Consider the following 21,573-nt stretch of genomic DNA (forward strand, 5'->3'; position numbering starts at 1 on the left):
CCGGGCGCGTTCGGTTACATCCGTGTCACGCGAGTGACTCCGAAGTGTGAGCCCGAGCCGTGCGCGGGGTGAACCGGGGCCAGTCGGAGCGTCGCGAGGCCCCAGGGGCCGGGTGGGTGTCACGAGGTCCTGTGTCCGGGGGGAGGCTTCAGGAGCGCCCGCCGCCATGCCGACACAGGAGCGAGCGACAACATGAGTGAGCAGAGGCGGAAGTACAGCGCGCTGGCGCTGGTGACGATGCTGCTGGTGGTGCCCGCGTGCTCGGACGACCCGGAAGAGGTGCCCCAGCAGGACGCGGGGCCCCAGGTGCGGGACGCGGGCCACGACGCGGGTACGTCCGGGGAGGACTCGGGCACGGTTGACGCGGGTGATGATGCGGGCACGTCCGGGGAAGACTCGGGTACCGCCGATGCGGGCGACGATGCAGGCTCGTCCGGGGAGGACTCGGGCACTCCGGACGCGGGTGGCGACGCGGGTACGCAGTTGCCGCCGCTGGAGGTGACGCAGGGCTGCAACCCGATTGCGGCGGAGCATGACTGCCTCCTGCCGTTCCCCTCGGACTACTTCCTCGCGGAGGACGCGACGCTGCCCTCGGGCCACCGCGTGCGCCTCACCGAGGCGGCGAAGCTGAAGATGCCGGATGGTGGCTCGTTCGACTTCACGGACCTCCACCCGGCGGATGGCTGGTCTCATGGCACGCAGGTGCTCGCGCTCTTCCCGGGCGGCGTGGATGCCACGAACCTCCCAGCGCTGGCGAGCCCGACGGCGGCGACCACGGGGAGCACGGTGCTGCTCGACGCGGAGCGGGGCGAGGGCGTGCTCCACTTCGCGGAGCTGGACCCGCGCGCTTCGAGCGACGCCCGCCGCGCGCTGTTCGTGAGGCCGCTGGCCCGGCTGCGCAATGGGGCCCGCTACATCGTCGCGCTGCGCGGGCTGAAGGCGAAGGACGGCACCCCGGTGCCCGTGCCCGAGGGCTTCCGCCGCATCCGAGACGGGCAGACAGCGGGCGACCCGCTCCTGGCGCCGATTGCGGCGCGGTACGAAGAGGACGTCTTCCCGGCACTGGCGGCCGCGGGAGTGCCGCGCGCGGAATTGCAGCTCGCGTGGGACTTCACCACCGAGTCGGAGGAGAACGTCACCCGGGACATGCTCGACGTGCGGAGCCTGGCGATGGAGGCGCTGGCGGCCACTCCACCCGCCGTCACGGTGACGGAGGTGAAGGATGACGTGGACGCGAACGTCGCCCGCCGCATCAAGGGCACGATTCTCGTACCCCTCTTCCTGGAGAGCACCCAGCCGGGAGCGCTGCTGACGCGGGACACGCAGGGCCGCGTGCGGCGCAACGGTGAGGCGGCCGTGCCCTTCACGCTGCAGATTCCCCGGAGTGTCTGGGGGCAGGGCGTGGCGCCGGTGCGCTTCATCCAGTACGGACACGGCTTCTTCGGGAGCCAGGCCGAGGCGGATGGCTTGTTCGTGCGGCCGTTCATCCAGGCGACGCAGACGGTGGTGATGACGGTGGACTGGTGGGGCATGTCCAACGTGGACGCCCCGGGCGTGCTGCAGGCAATGGGCAGCAATCCCACCCAGACGCTGCGCTTCACCGACCGCGTGCACCAGGGCATGGCGAATCAACTCGCCGTCACCTACGCGGCGCGCACCACGCTCAAGGAAGTGCCGGAGCTGCAGGACAAGGGCGTGCTCGTATATGACCCGGAGCAGACGTACTTCTACGGCATCAGCCAGGGGCACATCCTGGGAGGCACCTACGTGGCGCTCTCGCCGCACGTCTCGCGAGCGGTGCTGAGCGTGGGCGGGGCGGACTTCTCGCTGATGATGTTCCGGGCGAGGCCCTTCAGCCCGTTCCTCAACAGCATCGCCCAGACGGTGCCGGACGCGCTGGACCAGCAGAAGTTCGCGGCGCTGACGCAGACGGGCTTCGACCGCATCGACCCGATGACCTACGCGCGGCATGTCCTGACGGACCTGTACCCGGGAGCACCGGCGTCGCGCCGGGTGCTGGCGCAGTACGGCCTGGGAGACGCGTCCGTGCCCAACGTGGCGACGGAGCTGCACGCGCGGGCGATGGGGCTGACACAACAGCTCCCGGCGACGTGGCGCGTGCCGCTGCTGGCCGCGCAGGAGGGGGCGATTGATGGCTCCGGGCTGGTGCAGTTCGACTTCGGGCTGCCCGCGCCGCTGCCGGGGACGGAGGCAAACCTCCCGGCGCAGGACAACGCCGTGCACGAGGGCGTCCGCCGGGACGATGAAGGCCGCGAGCAGGTGAACCGCTTCCTGCGGCCGGACGGGCAGGTGGAAGTCACGTGCTCCGGCATCTGCCGGGGCGGGAACTGAGGGCGGGGTAGGGGGCTGACGTCGCGTGCCGGATGTCACGGGCGCGCGGCGTCACCCGGGCTCGCGGGTCCTTGCTATACGCAGGACCCGCACAGCCATGATTGATTACAACCCCAAGGACTGGTTCACCTTCATCTTCCGGTTCCACCAGGCGGACACCGTCCGGAAGCTGTTCCCGATGCTCATCGCCATCAGCGTGTACTCGGCGCTGGTGGCGTGGCTGGAGCAGGCGGTCTGGAAGCTGCCGGACGACAGCCGCGTGAAGAACATCTCAGTGCTGCACAGCCTGCTGGGGTTCGTCCTCTCGCTGCTCCTCGCCTTCCGCTCCAACAGTGCGTACGACCGGTGGTGGGAGGGACGGAAGCTGTGGGGCTCGCTGGTGAACAGCAGCCGGAACTTCGCCCTGAAGCTGCACGCCCTCCTGCCCGCGGAGGACGTGGAGAGCCGGCGGTTGTTCCGGGCGATGATTCCCAACTACGCCTTCGCCCTGAAGAACCACCTCCAGGGAAAGCACCGTCCGGAGGAGCTGGTGGCGGCAGGCGGCTTCGAGCTCCACCAGGTGGACCCGGCGAAGCACGTGCCGAACCAACTGGCTTCCGTGCTCGTCCAGAAGACCTACGCGCTGCAGCGGCAGGGCGTGCTGACGGGGGAGCAATTGCTGTCGGTGAACGCGGAGCTCCAGTCGTTCACGGATGTCTGTGGCGCGTGTGAGCGCATCCTCAGCACTCCGGTTCCGTTCTCGTACTCGGTGTTCCTGAAGAAGTTCATCTTCTTCTACGTGATGACGCTGCCGTTCGGCCTGGCCTTCAGCCTGGGCTATTACGTCATCCTCGCGGTGGCCTTCACGTTCTACGTCCTCGCGTCGCTGGAGCTCATCGCGGAGGAAATCGAGAACCCGTTCGGCACGGATGCCAACGACCTGCCCACCGACCGCATCAGCGCCAACATCCGCCGGCACGTCGAGGAAATCCTCTGAGGCTTCACCTGTCCTCCGGTGTCAGGAAGTCGGAGTTGCACCGCGTCCGCGTCGCCGAGGAGGGATGACCACATGGCGGCACCGGAGTTCGACAGGGTGGAGAGTCCGAGGCTCGTGTTGAGGCGGCTGCGCGCGGAGGACCTGGACGCGCTGGTGGCCTACCGGAGCGATTCCGAGGTGGCGCGGTACCAGAGCTGGAGCGACTACGACGCCGAGCGGGGACGGAAGCTCATCGAGTCGATGCAGGGACGCCAACCCGGTGAGCCCGGCTGGTTCCAGTTCGCGATTGCCCTGAAGGACACGGACGCGCTGATTGGCGACTGCGCGCTGCGGACGGACGAGTACGACGCTCGCCTGGGCGAGATTGGCTTCACGCTGGCCCGGGAGCACCAGGGGCGGGGACTGGGCACGGAGGCGGTGAAGGCGCTGCTGGGCTACGTGTTCGGCGCGTTGAACCTGCACCGGGTCATCGCCGTGACGGACGCGAAGAACACCGCCGCCGCCACCGTGCTGGAGCGCGTGGGGATGCGCCGCGAGGGGCACTTCATCGAGAACATCTTCTTCAAGGGCGCCTGGGGGGATGAGTTCCTGTACGCGCTGCTCGGACGGGAGTGGGTGTGGCAGACCTCAAGAATCGCGTCCTCGAAGTAGTTGAACGGACGCGGATGATCTGGAGGCAGAGACCATCCGAGTAGTGCTCGACAACCGCTCCACGCACAGCCCCAAGCACGCCAGTGGGTTGAACATGGTGGAGATTGAAATCGGCATGCTGAACCGCCAATGCCCGGACAGGCGAATCGCCAACAAGGCCATCCTGAGGCGGGAGGTGGCCCGCTGGGAGCGGATGCGCAACAAACTCCCTGTGCCGAGCTACTGGTACTCTGGGTTCTCTGGAATGTGGACCCACCTGCCGTTGAGCGCCAGGAACAGCAAGGAATCCCGCTCGCCGGCCGACTCCAGGTCCAGCTCACAGAACCAGAGGTCCTGCTTCAGGCCCAGGAGTTCGACACGGCTGATGAAGAGTTCCTGTAGGTCATGGAGTCTGGCTTTCGCGAAACGCATGGGGATCAGACCGCAGCGCGGGAGTGAAGGGACTTTCATCATCGAACGCGCCAGGGCGAGCCCCTCGCGAGCCATGGGCCCGGATTCAGTGGGCGAGGGCTCCAGATTGGCCAGACCCTCCTGGTAATTCGCCCAGAGGCTTCCGGGCACCTTCTCGACGAAGACGGCACGGAAGTCCTCCTCTGTCGCGGCGAACCGGCGCGCGAACTGCCTCTGAGGATCCATCCCAAGCGTGAGAAGCTCGGCCTGCACCGCCGCCCAGAGGCCAGGCTCCGTGCACATCAGGTCCTCGGCACGGACCTCCGCCTGGCTCTTCGTCATGAGCCGCTGGGCGGCACACCCACAGGTTGGCATGACGTTCCAGGTCAGGCTGACCTCCGTGTTCCCCTCCCCCTTCATCAGGGTGTCCTGGATTCGATCAAATGGAATCCCCTTGGAGACGCCGTCCTTCCCCTCGCTCGCGGTGCTGATTCCAATGACGGTATTCACGTAGTCGATGATGGGGGCTCCGGAGCCCCCGCGGATGGTCCCCAGCCCCTGGAACAGGAGCCTTCCGGCCTCATCACTCCGCACCCAGCTTCCCCAGAGGGGCTCGAAGAGCGCGCGGGGCAGGCCCAGCATCATCCGGGACGCTGGCCTGAGCATGTCCGTACACCCCACCGCCACGGAGTAGGACGCCGGGGCCTCGCCGACCGGCACCACGACCATCGCGGTATCATCCCCGGCATCGAACAGCCCGAGCGGCAGGGCCATTCTCGGACCGCCGACATCCCACTGGGAGCGCACCTGGATGCGGGCAGCGGGCTGCCCATCCGGCCGCCGCACGAGGTGGTTGGCCGTGACGACGAGCAATCCCTTCTCGATGCACGCAAGGCGGATCGCCGCTGGGCCCGAGCGAGGCTGTTCCGAATCACAGCCCTCCCCGCTGAGCTGGCCCACAATCAGGCCATGACCGTGCTCGGCTCCGCCGTCGCGATGCTGTGCGTCGATCTCCACGACGAACTCCCACCAATGCCGCACGGGAGGCCCTTCTTCGTCCGCCCGGGCCTGGGAGGTTGGCACCAGCGCGGCGACCAACAGGATGAAGCACCTCAATCGGTCGGCAGCCATATCCACCTCCCGTTCACCAGTACGAACAACGCAAGGGTGTTGTCATCGGGAAGCACGGTGACCTCGCAGGCCACCGCCTCCCGGCTCTTCTCGAAGTGATACGGAGACTCCGGGTCGCCCGCGAGCTCGTTGAGCGAAAAGCACCAGGTCAGGACATCCATCCTACCTAGCGAAGGCCCTTCGTACCGTCCCTCCCCGACTTCGGCGACCTTCTCGTACAGCACGGCCTTGATGGCCTGGAAGGCTTCCGGCCCGAAAAGCCAGAGCAGCTCCGCATCCGAGGGCGCGAACGCGCGATGTATCTCGCTCCAGCTCCGCCCCGGCACGAACTGCTCGGCGATGAGGGAGCGCAGCCTCCTGCTCTCGGGCTGGGGCGCGAGCCGATCCCAGAGACAGCCTGCCTGCGGCATCATCGCGGGGGAGATTCCGTGCTTCGCCAGGAGCAGCATCAGGCCTTCAATCGAGGCCACCTGGAGGACGGGGGCCTCCCCCTCCGCGGGGAGGCCCACGACGAGCCCGGCGATGACGTCGCCCAGGAGCACGGGCGCGCCCAGGAGCTCTCCGGCCTCGGTGGGGCGGAACGCCATGCGGAGCTGTGCACGGCCCTTCTCGAACGGACGGATGAACATGCCTGGGATTGTCTCCAGCTCGCCGGTCCGGGAGCTCCGGCGAAATACCGTCGCGCGCGCTCCGGCCTCGACCAGTTGCTCGCACCCATGAGTGGGCGGCTCCCCTCCCAGGCTGCCCTCCACGAACAGGAGGCCCAGGTTCCGGTCGTGGTCGCGGAACTCCAGCAGGCTCGCGGGCACGGGTTCCATGAAGCCGGCCCGCGCGACGCGGAGCGAGCTCACCTCGACCTCCGGTAACTCGGAGCGCAGCAGGCTGTTCGCGCTGACGAGCAGCACGCCTCCACGATGGCTCGCACACGCAAGCGCCTGGCCCTTCCGGGTCGTGCCATCCGTCATCACGGCCTCCACCTCCACCAGATAGTCCGCCTGGAAATCGACGCTGCCCCGTGGGCTTGCCTCCTGTGCCGCCCCGGGTGCCGCCATCACACAGCACAGCGCCAAGCCCAGCGGGCCGCTCGCGCGCCTCAGCCACCGAGCCATCGCTTCACGCTCCATAGAACCCCCCATACGAAGGCCGCCGCGCCCCAGAGGAGCTCGCGCTGTCTGGCGTTGTAGAAATACTCGAGGTACGTCGGGGTCAGCTCCTGGGCGAAGTCCTCGGGCCCTACCCAGACTCCCGAGGCCCGGCCTTCCGCGCGGAGCAGCATCGTGCCGCCAATCCGCAGCTCGCTCACGCGCCCGTTGAACTCCAGCAGCCGCAGCCGCGCCCCTTCCGGGAGCACCACCGTTTGTCCCGAGTCCGCCAGGAAGAGCTCCGCGCGCCGCACCGTGGACACGACGGTGTGGGTCCCCGGCTCCCCGGGAACCTCTCGAACGAACGCCAGACCTTTCACCTCCAGGTCCCTGAAGACGAGCTCCGAGCCGGCGTCCAGGGAGAAGTCCAGCTGGGTGGGGTTCCGGGGGCTACCCGTGGCGGCGAGCTCGAGGGACTCGGCCAGCGGCTTGTCGATGACCTCGACACCGCCTGCACTCGCGTTCTCCTTGCAGCGCTCTCGGGACAACAGGACCGGCCCCCACAGGCCCAAGCCGAGGGTCAGGGTCGAGCGCCAGATGAACCACCTCGGGAGCCCCGCCTGATGCAGCTGGACCTCGACGCTCGAGACCGCTGGTCGTCCGTCACCCGCGTCCGCATCCGGCGCGGCGGGCACCACCTGGAGCCCCTCCAGGATGAACTGGCCCTGGCACAAGTGAAGCGTACCCGCGGAGGAGGCGCCCGCCAGGGGCAGGCCTGTTTCCGCCCGGAGTGCCTCGCTCCCGGAGACAGACAGCAGCTGGCCGGTGGCACGACCTCTCTCGGGGAGCGCATCCTTCAAGGGCGCCTTCAAGTCCATCCGCACGCCCGACACCTCGCTCGTCAAGACGATGCGGGTCGGGGTCTTCCGAATCGTCCACGCGAAGCCCGCGCCCACGATGCTGAGCATGGCGATGACCAGGGGAAGGAGCAGCCGCCGATACCAGGGCACCGGGAGCTGCTCCAGCAGCTCCCGGTAGATTTCCAGTCGCTTGTGCCGGGCCTCCAGCTCCCGTGGGTCCCCCGAGGTGGCCTCCTCCACCATGCTCTCGAGCAGGGCCTTGAAGCGCTTCTGCAGCCTGGCGCGAGCCGAACCCTTCATGGCGCTCAAAGCCGGACGTGCAGAGTGATGCGCTCCGGGATATCCCGGTCCGCCGGCTGCCCATGGACATCCACGGTCATGACGCCTTGGAGCCCTGGTGGGATGATGAGCTCGAGAGGCTCTCCTGGCGGGAAGGTTCCGTCGAGCTCGCGCCAGCCCGCCTCGGCCGTTCCTCGAGTCATTGGAGAGTGGATTCGCCACTTCACCCACTCGAAGCGGAGGGGTGAGCGGACGACCAGGGTGAGCGGAGCGTCCTGGGCGCGCACCGTGGGCACTTGCTGGAACACGGTCAGGGGCACGAAGACGTTCTCCCCCTCGCCGCTCACCCAGCCGAGATAGCCGAGATCCGTCATCGACAGGCCCTTCTTGTCCAGCACCGTGCCGGTGGACCAGGACACGGTGGTCGCGGACCTGCCATGGGCATCGAGTTGGTAGTAGGTCTTCTCGCGCAGCGCCCGGACCTGGATGCGCACGTCGCTACCGGGCCCTTCGGGAATCAACGGGAGCAGGACCCCGATGCTCCCAGCCAGGTCGGAGTCCGGCTCCGGGACACGGGCGAAGGAGAGGACCTCGAAGGCCGCGCTGGTCGGTGCTTCGTAGATCCCCTCGCACAGGTCCCCGCCGCGGGGCTGATATCCGAGCTGGCCCTCAATGGGGCGCAGGCCGGGTGCGCACGGCGGGTCGGCGCGTGCCGGCGCCTGCGCCATCAAGGCAGTCAGTAATGGGAGCACTTGCATGCTGGGAAGGCACTTGAACCGGCGCGTCCTCATGCTTCACAGGTGGCCCTCTTCATGCGTCAGGACCAGTGCTCACAGGGAGGAGCGACAGGTGTGCGGCTTCATACACCCATGTGAAGAGAGCAGCCCATCAGGTGCCAGCACGGACGAAGGGCGGAGACCGCCTCGCCCTGGGAACGACCCGCTTGGCGAGCGGGTCTCCACGCCGGGAGCCTGCCCTCGCACGTGATACCTCCGCGAGAAACAATTCGCCCTGCTCGGGGAGGCCACGAGGGCGAACAGCGCCCTCCCCGCCCGCGCTCATCACCCTCCTGGAGGCGAAGACACCATGGAGATCAGGAGCACGGTGTTCCTCGCGCGGCATGAGTCCGTGGTCGCGGACTTCGGAGAGGGCGCATGGCGCTCGTTCCTGGCGGAGTACGCGAAGACGGCCCCCGTTTTCGCGAAGCTGGTGCTGTCCGTCTGTGTCCGTCCGGTGAACGCCGTGCCGGACTGCTTGAGGACGAACGGGAGCTGTGCGCGGCGGTGGTCGCGAGCCCTGACGTGAGCGGGCTGATGAACTCCCGCTGCGTCTGCTCGCTCGCTTCGAACTCCTCGGCGATGCGCAGCCACTGAGGACTTCGAGCGAAGGATGCCCGAGGTGGAGCGAGAGCTGGGCTGCCTGTTGCGCCGGGCCGTGGTGCGCGCGGAGAAGAAGACGGTCGGCATGGCCTGCGAGATTCTCAGGCGGGAGAAGTGCCTGCGGACGTTTGTCGACGTGCCGGGCCTGGAGCCGACGAACAACTTCGGCGAGAGGTGCCTGCGTCACGCCGTCATGTACCGCAAGACTTCCTTCGGGACGCAAGGCCCCGAGGGCAGCCGCTTCGTGGAGCGAATCCTCACGGCCGTCACCACGCTCGAGTTGCAACGGCGCTGCGTCCTGGACTTCCTGACGAACCCCCTGCACGCGCATCAGCATCGCCCTCCATCCCCCTCGCTGCTGCCGACTGCCGCGGTGATTCAAGTTGCGAACGCCGCCTGGGGGGCCGGTGAACGGTTACTCCGCTGGCTCTTCACCATGCCAAAGGCCCCAGCGAAGTTCCGTTACTGCCCACCACACTTCACCCGGTCAAAGAACTAAAGAACCCGCTGATGGATTGGCCCCTTGTCATCGAGTTCATCCGGCAGCGCGACCCGGCCTTCCTGTCCCGCGTGGAGGGGGTGCCGGCCGCCGCCGTCGCAGCCCTGGCTGCCGGCCGCGGCGTCACGCTGCCTGTCTCCTATGTGGAGTTTTTGCGGCGCATGGGTGTCAACAGCAATGGCTATGCCCCATTTGGCTCCATGCAGGACCACTGCTTCGCCGCCATCTCCGAGCGACTCGACGACGAAGACGCTGCGCCGGCCGGTCGCTTCTTCCCGGTGGCCATCGAAACCGACCCATCGATGGTGGTGTTGTATGACCACTGCCTCGACCTGCAGCGCAGTGATGGCGATGACGCGCCGCTCGTGATGCTGGAACAGGGCGTGTCACTCGAATTGCAGACGCCGGTCGAGACCCACGAAACCTTCGGCGAACGCATCACCGCCAGCGTGTTCAACCACTTCGCGCTGCGCCGCCTCGCCAGACGCGAAGTGGTCTCCGTGGGCGGCGGCACGCTACAGGCAGGCGGAGGCCGTGCCGCGTTGCAGCGGGCCCTGGTGCTGCTGCAACGCGCCGGGTTCGCACCTGTCCTGCCGCTATCGGGCCGCGTGGCCTGTCTCCAGGCGGGGCCGCTCAGCGTGTATGCCCGGGTGAACGACAACTACGAGTTGCTGACGCTGCGGCTCGGCGGCGACGACCCTCGGGCCGTAACGGCGTTGGTCGAGCAGTTGCTCACCGACCTCCCCGGCGCGCGGAGGCCGGCCGGCCCTCGTCACCGGGACTGAGCTCGTCGCGTCAGGTGGCCGGGGAAACGCGGGGCCGGATTCGGAGTGGAGCGCCGGACGGGACCAGTCGCGGCGCCGAACCAGACTGTCGCGTACTTCACCGTGGCTGATCCGCATATCTCGGAAGGTTCCACGTCTGGCGGTGCCGGGCTCGCGTGGCCGCACCGATACTGAGATGCTGTAACAACTGACCACACAACCGCATAGCCGCAATCCACGAGACGGTTCTCCACGATAGCGAAGGGGCCGCGAAAGGCGGCACATGGGCGGCGGAGTCCGGCCGGTGGGCTCCATCACCCAGGAGAACAACATGAAGACGCTATCGTTGGTCGTGGCGGCGGGGCTGGCGCTGGGGCTGCTCGCGGGTTGCGGTCCAGAGGATGCGCAGCCGGCGGATGCGGAGGCCACGCAGGGGCCCCGCTATGTCGCCACCCGCGCGGACGGCAGCCTCGTGACGATTCGGGACGCCACGGGCGAGAATCTGGCGAGCGCCCAGGCCATCGACGGAGAGCGGACCGTCAACGCCCAGGGTTGCTGGGTGACGCTCCAGTGGTGTTCCGAGCCGGGCACCGGAGATGCCGTCTGCACCCAGAACGGCCAGTGCACGCTCCAGCAGTTCGTCAGCGCCTGCCTGTCGCTGATTGACGACATCTGCGGGTAGCTGTCACCGCTGAGCTCGCGCGGGAGGAGCCCGGCCCCGGCATCCGCTGGGGCCGGGCTCGGGGTTCGGTCGTCAGACGCCTGCTGCACCACTCACCGAGACGAACCCGCGATTTGCGAGGGGCTCAGCCCCAACACGCGACGCATGCAGCGGGCCATGTGACTCGGGTGCGAGAAGCCTGCCTCCAGCGCGATTTCCGTCAGGCTCCTTCCTCCTTCGAGCAGCCGCAGCCGCGCGCGCTCCACGCGCCGCTCGAGGACGAAGCGATGCACCGGCATCCCCATGGCCTGCCTGAACAGGGGTTTGAAGTGCGACAGGCTGAATTCCGCCACGCGTGCGAGCTCGGCGAGCGTGAGGTCTTCATCGAGGTGCGCCTCGATGTACTCGAGCACACGGCGCAGCCGCCAGGCCGGCAGCGCGCGACCTGGCTTGGAGGTCGTGGTGTCCTTGCGCGATTGCAGCGCGAAGAGGCGCGCGGCGAGCGCGGTGGCGAGACTGTCCGCGAACAGCCGGCCCCCCGGATAGCCGTCATGGTCTTCGGCCTGCATCATCCAGCCGATGCGTTCGACCTGGGGGTCGCGGATGTGAATCGAAGGCGCGAGCTCGGTACCTCCCGAGCCCAGGCCCATGGCCTCCGCCGTGTCCAGCAGGAGCGAGGGCGTCAGCCGCAGCAGCAGCGAGCGCGCGGGCCTCGACACCGTCCAGCGAGTGCTCGAGCGCGCGGGCACGACGCAGAACTGACCGTGGAGTCGCATCCCCTGCCGCTCGTGGTTGCCCACGCGGTAGGAGACGGGGACGGGGTCTCCCAGGTGCAGGCAGAGGACATGACGGTCATCCAGCGGCGAGTTGAACAGTCCAGATGGCACCGGAGAGGTGAGGACGTCGAGGAGCGGCAGGCGCTCCGTCCCGACGCTCGACATCAGCGCGGCCGGAGGGCCCGGGTAGCACGAGGGTCTGTCGCTCATCGCCTCAACCTTCTCTCCGGCCCCGGCCTGGTGCAAGCGCCGAGAGTCATCCGTCTGTGCTCGGCACCGGCCGTCTGTGCGCGCGCGGCGGCGGCTGCGGTGGAAGCATTCTCGCAGGCAGCAGCACTCGTCGCCTGGAGACTCGCAATGAGACGTAGACAGTTCCTGATGTTGACCGGTGCCACGTTCGCCGCCGGTGTCGTCAGCGCGTGCGTGTCGCGCGTGGACACCGGCCGTGGCGCGGTGGGCCCGGCCCCGTCACAACCGACAGACGCAGAGGCCTTTCGCGCGGCGCGGCGTTTCGCCGACCTCCCGTTCGGCAGGATTGCCTATGTCGAGCGCGGCTCGGGCGAGGCCGCGCTGTTCCTGCACGGCGCTCCACTCAACGGCTTTCAGTGGCGCGGCGCGATGGACCGGCTGTCCGCATACCGGCGATGCGTCGCACCCGACTTCATGGGCCTCGGGTACTCGCAGGTTCCCGAGCACCAGTCGCTGGCGGCGGACGCCCAGGCCGCGATGCTGGTGGCGTTGCTCGACGCGCTCGCGATTTCCAAGGTCGATATCGTGGCAAGCGATAGCGGCGGCACGGTCGCGCAGTTGTTCATGGTCCGTCATCCCGAGCGTGTCCGGACGCTGCTCCTGACGAACTGCGACACCGAGCCCAACAGCCCTCCGCCCAAGGTGATGCCGGTGATAGAGATGGCGCGCGCCGGAACACTCGCGGATGCAACCGCCCAGTGGCTGACCGACAAGGCGCTGGCGCGCTCCACGTTCGGCGCGGCCGTCTTTCGCGACCCCAGCCGCTTCGCTGACGAGACCATCGAGTACTACGCCAGGCCGCTCGCGAGCTCACCGTTGCGCAGGGCGCAGTACCACGCGTTCCACCTCGCGCTGGAGCCCAACCCGCTGGCTGGCATCGAACCAGAGCTCAAGCGCAGCAAGGTTCCGGTGCGAATCGTGTGGGGTGCGGACGACGACATCTTCTCGACAGCGGACGCCAGCTACCTCGACCGCACGTTCCCGCGGTCCCAAGGCGTCCGCTTCGTGCCCGGAGGGAAGCTGTTCTTTCCAGAGGAGTTCCCCGACGTCATCGCCGAGGAGGCGCGGCGCTTGTGGCGTGTGGTCTGAGGGGAGTGGGGCCACGGGCGCGGCTTGACTCCATTTCGTCGCGCCAGGCTCGCCGGAGGAGCCGGTGTTCGAGCCTGTCACTCTTCCAGGACTGCGCGCCGGACGAGCCCGCGAAACCACTGCGCCGCGGGGTCGGCGTGGGTGCGCTCGTGCCAGCACAGGGAGAGCTTGACGACGTGCGCGGGTAGCGGCGCGTTGACGGGGCGCACGCCCAGGCGCGCGCCCTGTGCTGCGACGAGTGACTCCGGCAGCGTCGCGACGAGGTCGGTCTCGGCCACGACCGCGGCGGCGGTCGTGAACGAGGGCACTGTCATCGCGACCTCTCGGCGGATGCTCGCGCGCGCGTACGCGGCACCGACGAGGTCACGGAAGCCCTTGCCCGGCACCATCTCCACGCCGACGTGCCGGAGCTCACCGAGGGCGCGCGCGGACAGGCGCTTGCCAAGCGCGGGATGGCCTTCGCGAGCCACGAGGAGGGTGCGCTCGACCCGCAGCGGCTCGATGTGCAGGCCCGCGCCCTTTCCGGCGAGACCGATGTGCAGATCGATGTGGGACGAGGCCAGGTCGCCGAGCGAGACGAGCGAGGCGATACCGACGACGGAGAGGCGCGCGCTCGGCATCTCCGCGGTCATCAAGGCGGCAATCCGTGGCACCCAGGTGAGCTGACCCGCATCCGCGACGGCGAGGGTGAAGGTGCGCGTGCAGCGCGTCGGGTCGAACGGGGCCTCGTGGATCGCGACCTCCAGTTCGTGCAGGGCGCGCGCGATGGCTGGCGCGAGCGCACTCGCGCGCGGCGTGGGGACGATGCCACGGCCGTTGCGCGTCACCAGCGGGTCTCCGAGCGCGGAGCGGAGGCGGGCGAGGCCGTTGCTGATGGCGGACGGCGTGACGTGGAGTCGCTCCGCCGCGCGCGCCACGCTGCGCTCGGAGAGGACGGTGTGGAGCATCAGGAGGAGGTTGAGGTCGAGGGACGCAATCGAAATGCTCACGGTTGGTGAGCTTAACGCTCACGAATCATCACTACCAGGGAGGAGTCCCGGGGCCCATATTTCGGGCATGCACAGATTGCTCGGCTGCCTCATCGCGGGCGCGCTCGTCGCGTGCCACCCATCCACTCCTCTTCGTCCCCGGAGCACTCCCATGGCCACGGCTCAGCACATCCAGGTCCTCGACTCGTTCATCTCGTACCGCGAGGCCGGGACGGGCTCGCCCATCGTGTTCCTGCACGGCAACCCCACGTCCTCGCACGTGTGGCGCAACGTCATCCCGCAGCTTGCCGACCGCGGCCGATGCCTCGCGCCCGACCTCATCGGGATGGGGAGCTCGGGCAAGCCCGACATCGCGTATCGATTCGCGGACCATGCGCGGTACCTCGATGCGTGGTTCGAGGCGCTCGACCTGCGCGACGTCGTGCTCGTCGGGTACGACTGGGGCGGTGTGCTCGCCCTGGATTGGGCGCGGCGGCACCCGAACCGCGTGCGCGGCGTAGTCGTCTTCGAGACCTTCCTCCGGCCGATGCACTGGAGCGATTGGCCTCCGCAGGGCGAGCAACTGTTCCGCGCGCTGCGCACTCCGGGAGTCGGCGAGAAGCTGGTGCTCGAGCAGAACGAGTTCCTCGCGAAGTCGTTCGCGAACGGCGTCCAGCACGGGCTCTCGGAGCGTGACCGCGGCGTGTATTACGCCCCGTACCCAGATGCGGCGTCGCGCCGCCCGGTGCTGCAGTGGCCTCGTGAGATTCCCATCGACGGCGAGCCCGCCGACGTCGCGGCGGTCATCGAGCGCTACGACGCGTGGCTCGCGCGCCCGTCAGGGAAGCCGGCGCTCCTGCTGACGTTCGGGGACACCGGGCTCAGCGCGCCGAAGATTGTCGAGTGGGCGCGCAGCACGCTCACGGCGCTCGAAGTCGTCCCGCTCGGCCGTGCGGGGCACCATGCGCCCGAGGACGCGCCGGATGAGATTGCTCAGGCCATCCGGAGCTGGCTCGACCGCAAGGCGCTGTGAGCGACCGGCGCGTCACTGTCTTCAAGGGTGCCTGGAGTGACGATCTCCTGTACGCGCTGCTCGGGCGGCAGTGGGCGCGGAAGGTCATGAAAATCGAGTTCTCGGGGGAGTGCTCACGGCCACCTGGTGCGTGCATTGCACGGAGTGAGGTCCAGCACCTCAAAACGGCTGCGACCATCTCGATAGTGAGACTCCATGCAACCACCCCGAAAGAGACGCTCCGGACCTGCACACTCGTCCATTTCACGGACGGCCATGAATGGAGGGCAGCACCGTGTTGACGGTCCACGACCTGAGTGGGACGTTGCTCCTGCTCGTTCGGATGGCCGACACGGTGTGCCCGGGGCCGGTAAAGGAGGCAGCATGGCCAGGTACTGGCTCTCGTATGACCTGGGACTGCGCGGTAACTACGACGACCTCTACAGGTGGTTGGCCAAACACGACGCCAGGGAGTGTGGAGACGGCGTCGCGACCTTCACCGCGGACCTGACGCCCGAGCAAATCAAGAGAGCGCTCAAGTCCATCGTGGGCAAGAAGGGGCGCGCCTATCTGGTGGGCGCCGGCAAGGATGGAAAGTGGAGTGGCAAGTGGCTCTTCGGCAGCAGAAGGCCGGCCCCGTGGGTTGGCTATGCCGAGGTCGCGGACGAGGAGCAGGACGACGCATGAACGTCTGCGTGGATGCCTGCTTCATGCTCGCGCTGTATGACAAGAAGGACGGACACCACGAGGTCGCGACAGAGCTCTTTCAGCAACTCTTCGACTCGGCGTCCCACCAGCTCGTCGTTCCCTGGCCCATCCTGTACGAGACGGTCTCGACCCGTATGACACGGCGACGCGAGTCGATGGAGTTCCTCGAACGCGACCTGACGCGCCTTCGGCGGCAGAACCGTCTGTTGATGCTGTTCGACAGGAAGATGCGCGAACAGGCGCTGGGTGAGTGCTTCGACGAGTTGAGACGGCGCGGAAGTAGCTACCGCGCCTTGAGCCTGGTCGACAGGGTCATGAGGCTGATGCTGCTCAACCCGAAGCATCGCCTGCATGCCCTCATCACCTTCAACAGGGATGACTTCGAGGATGTGTGCGTGAGCCGGAAGATCCGGCTCATCGACTCGTCGGACGGTTGAGCGCGCCTACCCTGCCGAGCTCACGCCCGTGTTCTTCAGCAGGTAGTCGCCGAACTCCTCGCGCAGCTTCGACTTGAGGAACTTGCCCGTCGAGTTGCGAGGAATCTGCGGGATGAACAGGTAGTCATCCGGCATCCAGAACTTCGCGAACTGCTTCTCCAGGACCGCGGCCAGCTCTTGCTTCGTCGCCGTCTGTCCCGGCTTCAACACCACCGCCGCCAGGGGCCGCTCGTCCCACTTCGCGTGCTTGCCGGCGAACACGGCCGCCTCCAGCACCGCCGGGTGCGCCATCAGCGCGTTCTCCAGCGCCACCGAGGAAATCCACTCGCCGCCGGACTTGATGACCTCCTTCGCCCGGTCGCAGATGCGGACATAGCCATCCTTGTCGATGGTGACCACGTCCCCCGTCTTGAACCACCCGTCCGCCGTCCAGCGGTCCTTCCCCTCGTCGCCGAAGTACGAGCCCGCCACCCACGGCCCGCGCACCTCCAGCTCGCCCATCGTCCGTCCGTCCCACGGCAGGTGCTTGCCGTCGTCCGCCACCACCCGTGTCTCCACGAAGGGCAGCGCGAAGCCCTGCGAGGCCCGCGCCGCCAGCTGCGCCTCCTGCGCCGCGTCCCGCAAGTCGCCCTTCAGCTTCGCCATGGTGCCCACGGGGCTCAGCTCCGTCATGCCCCACGCGTGGACGACTTCGAGCCCGTGCCGCTGCTTGAAGCCGTCAATCAGCGACGGCGGCGCCGCCGAGCCGCCAATCAACATCGAGCGCACCGTGCTCAAATCCCACTGCTTCGGCGTCGCATCCAGCAGCGCGAGGATTCCCAGCCAGATGGTGGGCACGCCGCCGGCAATCGTGACTTTCGTCTCGTTCATCAAGTCCAGCAGCGACTGCGGGTCCAGGTGCGGCCCGGGGAACACCAGCGTCGCCCCGGTGAAGATGGCGTCGAACGCGAGCCCCCACGCGGCCGCGTGGAACATGGGCACCACCGGCATCACCCGGTCCGCCTCGCGCATCCCCGTCGCATCCGGGAGACACGACGCCATGGTGTGCAGGACGATGGAGCGGTGGCTGTACAGCACGCCCTTCGGGTTGCCCGTCGTGCCCGACGTGTAGCAGAGCATCGCCGCCGTGCCCTCCTCCAGCTTCGGGAAGTCGAACGTTTCCGACTCCGCCGCGAGGAGCTGCTCGTAGTCCAGCTTCCCCTCCGGCGCGGGCCCGGCGTCCGGCACCACGATGATGTGGCGGAAGCTCGGCACCTGCGCGGAGAACTTGTCGAACAGCGGCAGGAGCGAGCGGTCCACCACCAGCACCGAGTCCTCCGCGTGCCGCGCGATGTAGCCCAAGTCGTTCGGGTGCAATCTCAGGTTGAGCGTGTGCACCACCGCGCCCATGGCCGGCACGGCGTAGTACGTCTCCAGGTGCCGGTAGTGGTTCCAGCTCAGCGTGGCCACCCTGTCGCCCGCCTTCACGCCCAGGCGCGTCAGTGCGTTCGCCAGCTTGCACGTGCGCTTGTAGAAGTCCGCGAAGGTGTAGCGGTGCAGCGACTTGTCGGGATTGCGGCTGATGACTTCCGAGCGCGGATAGTACGTGCGCGCGCGCTCCAGGAAGTGGGTCAGCGTGAGCGGGAAGTCCATCATCCGTCCGGCGAGCATTGGCACCATCCCTTGTCCGTGAGGGGTGAGGGTGCCGATGCTACCGGAACCCCGGGCCCTCGTTTCAGGGCCTCCGGGCGATACCGCGTTGCGTCAGCCGAAGAACACCTGGGCCACTTCGAAGAACTCCTTGGGCACCTTCTTCAGCTCGCGGGTGGCGTCCGCCAGGTCCACGGTGATGATGTCGTTGCCCTTGAGCGCGGCCATCTTCCCGAACTCGCCGCGGGCCACCATGTCGCAGGCGTGGACGCCGTAGCGGGTGGCCAGCACGCGGTCATGCGGGGTGGGCGCGCCGCCGCGCTGGATGTGGCCCAGCACCGACACGCGCGTCTCGAAGCCGGTGCGCCGCTCGATTTCCGCCCCGACGATGTTGCCCACACCGCCCAGGCGCGGCCGGCCCGCCTCGTCCAGGGCGCCCGTGGTGACGAGGTGCTCGCTCTGGTCCTGGGACGTCTTGATGCGCGTGCCCTCCGCCACCACGACGATGGAGAACGTGCGCCCGCCCGCGTGGCGGCGCTGGATGTGCTCGGCCACCTTCGTCAAATCCGCGGGGACTTCCGGCACCAGGATGACGTCCGCGCCGCCGGCGATTCCCGCGTACGTCGCAATCCACCCCACGTGCCGTCCCATGACCTCGCAGACGATGACGCGCTTGTGGGACTCGGCGGTGGAGTGCAGCCGGTCGATGGCCTCCGTCGCAATCTGCACCGCGGTGTCGAAGCCGAAGGTGAAGTCGGTGGCGTTGATGTCGTTGTCGATGGTCTTGGGCACGCCGACGATGCGCAGGCCTTCCTGCGACATGCGCGTGGCGGCGGACAGCGTGCCCTCGCCGCCGATGGCGATGATGGCGTGGATGCCGTTGCGCTCGACGGCGCGCTTCACGCGCTCCAGCCCGTTCTCCACCTTGAACGGGTTGACGCGCGAGGTGCCGAGGATGGTGCCGCCGCGGTGGAGGATGCCCGACGTGGTTTCACGCGTGAGGCGGAAGTGGTTGTCCTCCAGCAACCCCTTCCAGCCATCCCGGAGGCCCATCATCTCGAAGCCGTGCTCGGCGGCGCGGCGGACGACGGCGCGGATGACGGCGTTGAGACCGGGGCAGTCACCCCCACCAGTGAGGACAGCGACTTTCATATGGGAATGTTCTATCTCGCCCGGCGCCGGACGGAACCCCTCAATTGCGCCTGAGCGCTCACCGGGGGACTTTCCGCCTACCCGAGCTACCCGAACACGGCCGGGCGGCGGTGCGTCCACGGGTGGGCGGACTCCAGCTGGGCGGCCAGCCGGAAGAGGGTGGCCTCGTCCCCGAAGCGGCCGATGAACTGCACGCCCACGGGCAGCCCCTCCGGGCTCCAGTGCAGCGGCACGCTCATGGCCGGACACCCCGTCATGTTCGCCATCGGGCAGTAGGGTGTGAAGGCGGCGGCTCGGAAGAGGGGCGCCAGCGGCTCGTCCGGCGGCGCGGCGAAGGTGCCCAGCGGCGCGGGCGGCTCGGTGACGGTGGGCAGCAGCCAGACGTCCACGTCCTCGAAGCGGCGGGCGATGAGCCGGCTGAAGCGCTGCAATTCCGCCTGGGCCAGCAGGTAGGCTGACAGCCCCTGGCCCAGGCCGAACTGGTAGAGGGCCCAGGTGAAGGGCTCGAAGTGCCCGGCTTCCGGCGCGCGGCCGGAGCGCTGCGCCATCCGGTCCACGGCGTAGACGACGCCCGCGGCCCACACCGTCATGAAGTGCTGGCCGAGGGCCTCGTCGCCGGGCGCTTCCAGGCTGAGCTCGAGGACGGAGTGGCCCAGCCCCTCCAGCAGCCGGGCGGTGGCGGCGACCGCGGCCAGGCACTCCGGGTGGACGGGGGCGCCCACGGAGTTGCGCAGCGCCAGGCCGACGCGCAGCCGCCCCGGCGGGGCTCCCGCCTCCAGGGCATAGGGCCGCGCCTTGGGCGGGGCGATGTACGGGGCGCCCACGTCGGGCCCCTCCGTGGCGTCGAGCAGGGCCGCGCTGTCGCGCACGGAGCGGGTGAGGGCGTGGTCCGCGACGAGCCAGTGGTAGGGGTCCGCGAGGTCCGGCCCCATGGGGTTGCGGCCGCGCGTGGGCTTGAGGCCGAAGAGGCCGCAGCTCGACGCGGGGATGCGGATGGAGCCGCCGCCGTCGGACGCGTGCGCGAAGGGCACCATGCCGCTGGCCACCGCCGCCGCCGCGCCGCCGCTGGAGCCTCCCGTGGAGCGCTCCAGGTTCCACGGGTTGCGGCAGGGGCCGAGCAGCTCGCTCTCCGTGGTGGGCAACAGGCCCAGTTCGGGAGTGTTCGTCTTGCCCAGCACCACGAGCCCGGCGCGCAGGTGGCGCTTCACCAGCTCGCTGTCGTGGTCGGGCACGAAGTCCTTCATGAAGCGCGAGCCAGCGGTGAGGGGTTGGCCCTCCTGCGCGGCGAGCAGGTCCTTGAGCAGGAAGGGGACGCCGGTGAAGGGGCCTTGCGGCAGCGCGCCCTTCGCCCGCAGGCGGGCCGTGTCGAACTGCTTCTGCGTCACGGCGTTGAGCTTCGGGTTGTGACGCTCGATGCGGGCGATGGCCGCATCCACCAGCTCCAGCGGAGTGACTTCACCCCGGCGGACGAGCTCCGCCTGGGCCGTCGCGTCGAGGCTGACAAAGGGGTCCATGGTGGGACTCTAGCGCTTCCGAGGCACGGGCCGGCTGTCCGTCGTGGACACACCGGTCATGTCGCGCCGCATTGAAGTGAACGGGGCGGGCACTTCCGCGCTCCCGCGCGGGCCTGGGCTCCCTATGGTCCGCTTCCGTGAAACTCCGCGTCTTCGACTCAGAGCAGCAAGCCGCCGCCGCCTGCGCGGCCCACATCGCAGAGGCGGTGCGTGCGCGGCCCTCCCTGGTACTGGGATTGCCCACGGGCCGCACGCCACTCAATGTCTACCGTGAGCTGGTTGCCCTGTCCGCGCGCGGGGCGTTGGACCTGTCGCGCGCCAGCAGCTTCAACCTGGATGAGTTCTTCGGGCTTGTGCCCGAGGATGCGGGCAGCTTCCGCGCGTACATGGAGCGGCACTTCTTCCAGCATGTGAAGCTGCCTCGCGAGCGCATCCACTTCCTCGACGGGAGCGCGCCGGACGCGGAGGCGGAGTGCGCCCGCTACGACGCGGAACTGGCCGCGGCGGGAGGGCTGGACGTGGTGCTGCTGGGCATCGGTGGCAACGGACACATCGCCTTCAACGAGCCTGGGGACAGCCTGCTGGCGCCGTGTCACCGGGTGAAGCTGGGGCGCGAGACGCGGCTGGCCAACGCCGGGCTCTTCGGGGATGACCCGACGCGCGTGCCCATGGAAGCGCTCACGCTGGGCATGGGCGCCATCCTCCAGGCGAAGCGCGTGGTGCTGCTCGCGTTCGGCGAGGGCAAGGCGGAGGCGGTGGCGGCGATGGTGGAGGGGCCGGTGACGCCTCGCTGCCCGGCGTCCTTCCTCCAGTTGCACCGCGATGCGGAGGTGTGGGTGGACCCGGAGGCCGGCCGACGCGTGTCCGCGCAGGCCCGGCCGTAGTGCGTGAGCGCAACGGAAGGAAGGTTCATTCCGGAGTACCGCCCGAGCAGGGGCGGCCCTCGTGAGCGCAACGGAAGGAACGCTCATTCCGGAGCGGCAGCCGGGCAGGGGGGACCCGGGGAGTGGGCCCG

The 21,573-nt window shown here is 68.6% G+C and carries 20 protein-coding genes and 1 pseudogene; 12 read left to right on the forward strand and 9 right to left on the reverse strand.

Annotated features, from left to right (window positions below; genetic code table 11):
* The first annotated feature begins 192 nt into the window (after positions 1-192).
* From OV427_RS29325 to OV427_RS29335, 3 genes are all read left to right on the forward strand, one after another.
* Complete coding sequence (locus OV427_RS29325; RefSeq protein ID WP_267859497.1) at positions 193-2,352, forward strand: hypothetical protein; 2,160 nt, start codon at positions 193-195, stop codon at positions 2,350-2,352.
* Positions 2,353-2,449: 97 nt separating this feature from the next.
* Complete coding sequence (locus OV427_RS29330; protein WP_267859498.1) at positions 2,450-3,328, forward strand: bestrophin family protein; 879 nt, start codon at positions 2,450-2,452, stop codon at positions 3,326-3,328.
* Positions 3,329-3,400: 72 nt separating this feature from the next.
* Positions 3,401-3,979: a GNAT family N-acetyltransferase gene (locus OV427_RS29335; RefSeq protein ID WP_267859499.1), complete on the forward strand. Its 579-nt coding sequence runs from the start codon at positions 3,401-3,403 to the stop codon at positions 3,977-3,979.
* Positions 3,980-4,198: 219 nt separating this feature from the next.
* On the opposite strand, the gene OV427_RS29340 is transcribed toward OV427_RS29335, so the two are convergent.
* Genes OV427_RS29340 through OV427_RS29355 form a run of 4 tightly spaced genes read right to left on the reverse strand, consistent with a single transcriptional unit; the run spans position 4,199 to position 8,449 of the window.
* Positions 4,199-5,467, reverse strand: coding sequence for a hypothetical protein (locus tag OV427_RS29340; RefSeq protein WP_267859500.1), 1,269 nt, complete (start codon positions 5,465-5,467; stop codon positions 4,199-4,201).
* Positions 5,468-5,481: 14 nt separating this feature from the next.
* Positions 5,482-6,609 (reverse strand): hypothetical protein, encoded by a 1,128-nt coding sequence (locus tag OV427_RS29345; protein WP_267859501.1) that lies wholly within the window; start codon positions 6,607-6,609, stop codon positions 5,482-5,484.
* Entirely contained in the window at positions 6,594-7,742 is a 1,149-nt protein-coding gene (locus tag OV427_RS29350) for a hypothetical protein (RefSeq protein WP_267859502.1), read from the reverse strand. Before OV427_RS29350 ends, OV427_RS29345 begins: the two co-directional genes overlap by 16 nt.
* A 5-nt stretch (positions 7,743-7,747) precedes the next feature.
* On the reverse strand, positions 7,748-8,449 hold the full coding sequence (locus OV427_RS29355) for a hypothetical protein (protein ID WP_267859503.1): 702 nt from the start codon (positions 8,447-8,449) through the stop codon (positions 7,748-7,750).
* A gap of 358 nt (positions 8,450-8,807) precedes the next feature.
* Between OV427_RS29355 and OV427_RS29360 the strand changes: the two genes are divergently transcribed.
* From OV427_RS29360 to OV427_RS29375, 4 genes and pseudogenes are all read left to right on the forward strand, one after another.
* On the forward strand, positions 8,808-9,026 hold the full coding sequence (locus OV427_RS29360) for a hypothetical protein (protein ID WP_267859504.1): 219 nt from the start codon (positions 8,808-8,810) through the stop codon (positions 9,024-9,026).
* Between the two features lie 69 nt (positions 9,027-9,095).
* Positions 9,096-9,497 (forward strand): annotated as a pseudogene (locus OV427_RS29365) (IS66 family transposase); the annotation flags it as partial.
* 113 nt (positions 9,498-9,610) lie between these two features.
* Entirely contained in the window at positions 9,611-10,384 is a 774-nt protein-coding gene (locus OV427_RS29370) for a hypothetical protein (RefSeq protein WP_267859505.1), read from the forward strand.
* Between the two features lie 310 nt (positions 10,385-10,694).
* Positions 10,695-11,045, forward strand: coding sequence for a hypothetical protein (locus OV427_RS29375; protein WP_267859506.1), 351 nt, complete (start codon positions 10,695-10,697; stop codon positions 11,043-11,045).
* Positions 11,046-11,137: 92 nt separating this feature from the next.
* On the opposite strand, the gene OV427_RS29380 is transcribed toward OV427_RS29375, so the two are convergent.
* The gene (locus OV427_RS29380; RefSeq protein ID WP_267859507.1) at positions 11,138-12,010 is read right to left on the reverse strand and encodes an AraC family transcriptional regulator; all 873 of its coding nucleotides are present in this window, start codon (positions 12,008-12,010) and stop codon (positions 11,138-11,140) included.
* A 147-nt stretch (positions 12,011-12,157) separates the two neighbouring features.
* On the opposite strand from OV427_RS29380, the gene OV427_RS29385 reads away from it, so the two are divergent.
* Positions 12,158-13,138: an alpha/beta fold hydrolase gene (locus OV427_RS29385; protein ID WP_267859508.1), complete on the forward strand. Its 981-nt coding sequence runs from the start codon at positions 12,158-12,160 to the stop codon at positions 13,136-13,138.
* 77 nt (positions 13,139-13,215) lie between these two features.
* Here OV427_RS29385 and OV427_RS29390 read toward each other — a convergent pair whose 3' ends face one another.
* Complete coding sequence (locus OV427_RS29390; RefSeq protein ID WP_267859509.1) at positions 13,216-14,127, reverse strand: LysR family transcriptional regulator; 912 nt, start codon at positions 14,125-14,127, stop codon at positions 13,216-13,218.
* A 151-nt stretch (positions 14,128-14,278) separates the two neighbouring features.
* Here OV427_RS29390 and OV427_RS29395 point away from each other — a divergent pair, with 151 nt between their 5' ends.
* The 3 genes from OV427_RS29395 (at position 14,279) to OV427_RS29405 (ending at position 16,263) form a co-directional block, all read left to right on the forward strand.
* Complete coding sequence (locus OV427_RS29395) at positions 14,279-15,139, forward strand: haloalkane dehalogenase (protein WP_267859510.1); 861 nt, start codon at positions 14,279-14,281, stop codon at positions 15,137-15,139.
* Positions 15,140-15,502: 363 nt separating this feature from the next.
* Positions 15,503-15,805 carry a hypothetical protein gene (locus OV427_RS29400; RefSeq protein WP_267859511.1) on the forward strand — a complete coding sequence of 101 codons (303 nt, stop codon included), beginning with the start codon at positions 15,503-15,505 and terminating at the stop codon, positions 15,803-15,805.
* Complete coding sequence (locus tag OV427_RS29405; protein ID WP_267859512.1) at positions 15,802-16,263, forward strand: hypothetical protein; 462 nt, start codon at positions 15,802-15,804, stop codon at positions 16,261-16,263. The genes OV427_RS29400 and OV427_RS29405 overlap by 4 nt, the downstream gene beginning before the upstream one ends.
* A gap of 6 nt (positions 16,264-16,269) precedes the next feature.
* Here the strand turns inward: OV427_RS29405 and OV427_RS29410 are convergent, their stop codons facing one another.
* From OV427_RS29410 to OV427_RS29420, 3 genes are all read right to left on the reverse strand, one after another.
* Complete coding sequence (locus tag OV427_RS29410) at positions 16,270-17,913, reverse strand: long-chain fatty acid--CoA ligase (RefSeq protein ID WP_267859513.1); 1,644 nt, start codon at positions 17,911-17,913, stop codon at positions 16,270-16,272.
* 93 nt (positions 17,914-18,006) lie between these two features.
* A complete protein-coding gene (locus tag OV427_RS29415; RefSeq protein WP_267859514.1) occupies positions 18,007-19,044 on the reverse strand; it encodes a 6-phosphofructokinase in 1,038 nt (345 codons plus the stop codon).
* A gap of 86 nt (positions 19,045-19,130) precedes the next feature.
* Positions 19,131-20,558: an amidase gene (locus OV427_RS29420; RefSeq protein ID WP_267859515.1), complete on the reverse strand. Its 1,428-nt coding sequence runs from the start codon at positions 20,556-20,558 to the stop codon at positions 19,131-19,133.
* 137 nt (positions 20,559-20,695) lie between these two features.
* On the opposite strand from OV427_RS29420, the gene nagB reads away from it, so the two are divergent.
* A complete protein-coding gene (gene nagB, locus OV427_RS29425; protein ID WP_267859516.1) occupies positions 20,696-21,442 on the forward strand; it encodes a glucosamine-6-phosphate deaminase in 747 nt (248 codons plus the stop codon).
* Positions 21,443-21,573: the final 131 nt, after the last annotated feature.

This window comes from Pyxidicoccus sp. MSG2 (assembly GCF_026626705.1).
Lineage (GTDB): Bacteria > Myxococcota > Myxococcia > Myxococcales > Myxococcaceae > Myxococcus.

Coding starts and splice junctions, on each gene's coding strand:
- OV427_RS29325 (WP_267859497.1), top strand. CDS start 193: ATGAGTGAGCAGAGGCGGAAGTACAGCGCGCTGGCGCTGGTGACGATG.
- OV427_RS29330 (WP_267859498.1), top strand. CDS start 2,450: ATGATTGATTACAACCCCAAGGACTGGTTCACCTTCATCTTCCGGTTC.
- OV427_RS29335 (WP_267859499.1), top strand. CDS start 3,401: ATGGCGGCACCGGAGTTCGACAGGGTGGAGAGTCCGAGGCTCGTGTTG.
- OV427_RS29345 (WP_267859501.1), bottom strand. CDS start 6,609: ATGGCTCGGTGGCTGAGGCGCGCGAGCGGCCCGCTGGGCTTGGCGCTG.
- OV427_RS29350 (WP_267859502.1), bottom strand. CDS start 7,742: ATGAAGGGTTCGGCTCGCGCCAGGCTGCAGAAGCGCTTCAAGGCCCTG.
- OV427_RS29355 (WP_267859503.1), bottom strand. CDS start 8,449: ATGGCGCAGGCGCCGGCACGCGCCGACCCGCCGTGCGCACCCGGCCTG.
- OV427_RS29360 (WP_267859504.1), top strand. CDS start 8,808: ATGGAGATCAGGAGCACGGTGTTCCTCGCGCGGCATGAGTCCGTGGTC.
- OV427_RS29370 (WP_267859505.1), top strand. CDS start 9,611: ATGGATTGGCCCCTTGTCATCGAGTTCATCCGGCAGCGCGACCCGGCC.
- OV427_RS29375 (WP_267859506.1), top strand. CDS start 10,695: ATGAAGACGCTATCGTTGGTCGTGGCGGCGGGGCTGGCGCTGGGGCTG.
- OV427_RS29380 (WP_267859507.1), bottom strand. CDS start 12,010: ATGAGCGACAGACCCTCGTGCTACCCGGGCCCTCCGGCCGCGCTGATG.
- OV427_RS29385 (WP_267859508.1), top strand. CDS start 12,158: ATGAGACGTAGACAGTTCCTGATGTTGACCGGTGCCACGTTCGCCGCC.
- OV427_RS29395 (WP_267859510.1), top strand. CDS start 14,279: ATGGCCACGGCTCAGCACATCCAGGTCCTCGACTCGTTCATCTCGTAC.
- OV427_RS29400 (WP_267859511.1), top strand. CDS start 15,503: ATGGCCAGGTACTGGCTCTCGTATGACCTGGGACTGCGCGGTAACTAC.
- OV427_RS29405 (WP_267859512.1), top strand. CDS start 15,802: ATGAACGTCTGCGTGGATGCCTGCTTCATGCTCGCGCTGTATGACAAG.
- OV427_RS29410 (WP_267859513.1), bottom strand. CDS start 17,913: ATGCTCGCCGGACGGATGATGGACTTCCCGCTCACGCTGACCCACTTC.
- OV427_RS29415 (WP_267859514.1), bottom strand. CDS start 19,044: ATGAAAGTCGCTGTCCTCACTGGTGGGGGTGACTGCCCCGGTCTCAAC.
- OV427_RS29420 (WP_267859515.1), bottom strand. CDS start 20,558: ATGGACCCCTTTGTCAGCCTCGACGCGACGGCCCAGGCGGAGCTCGTC.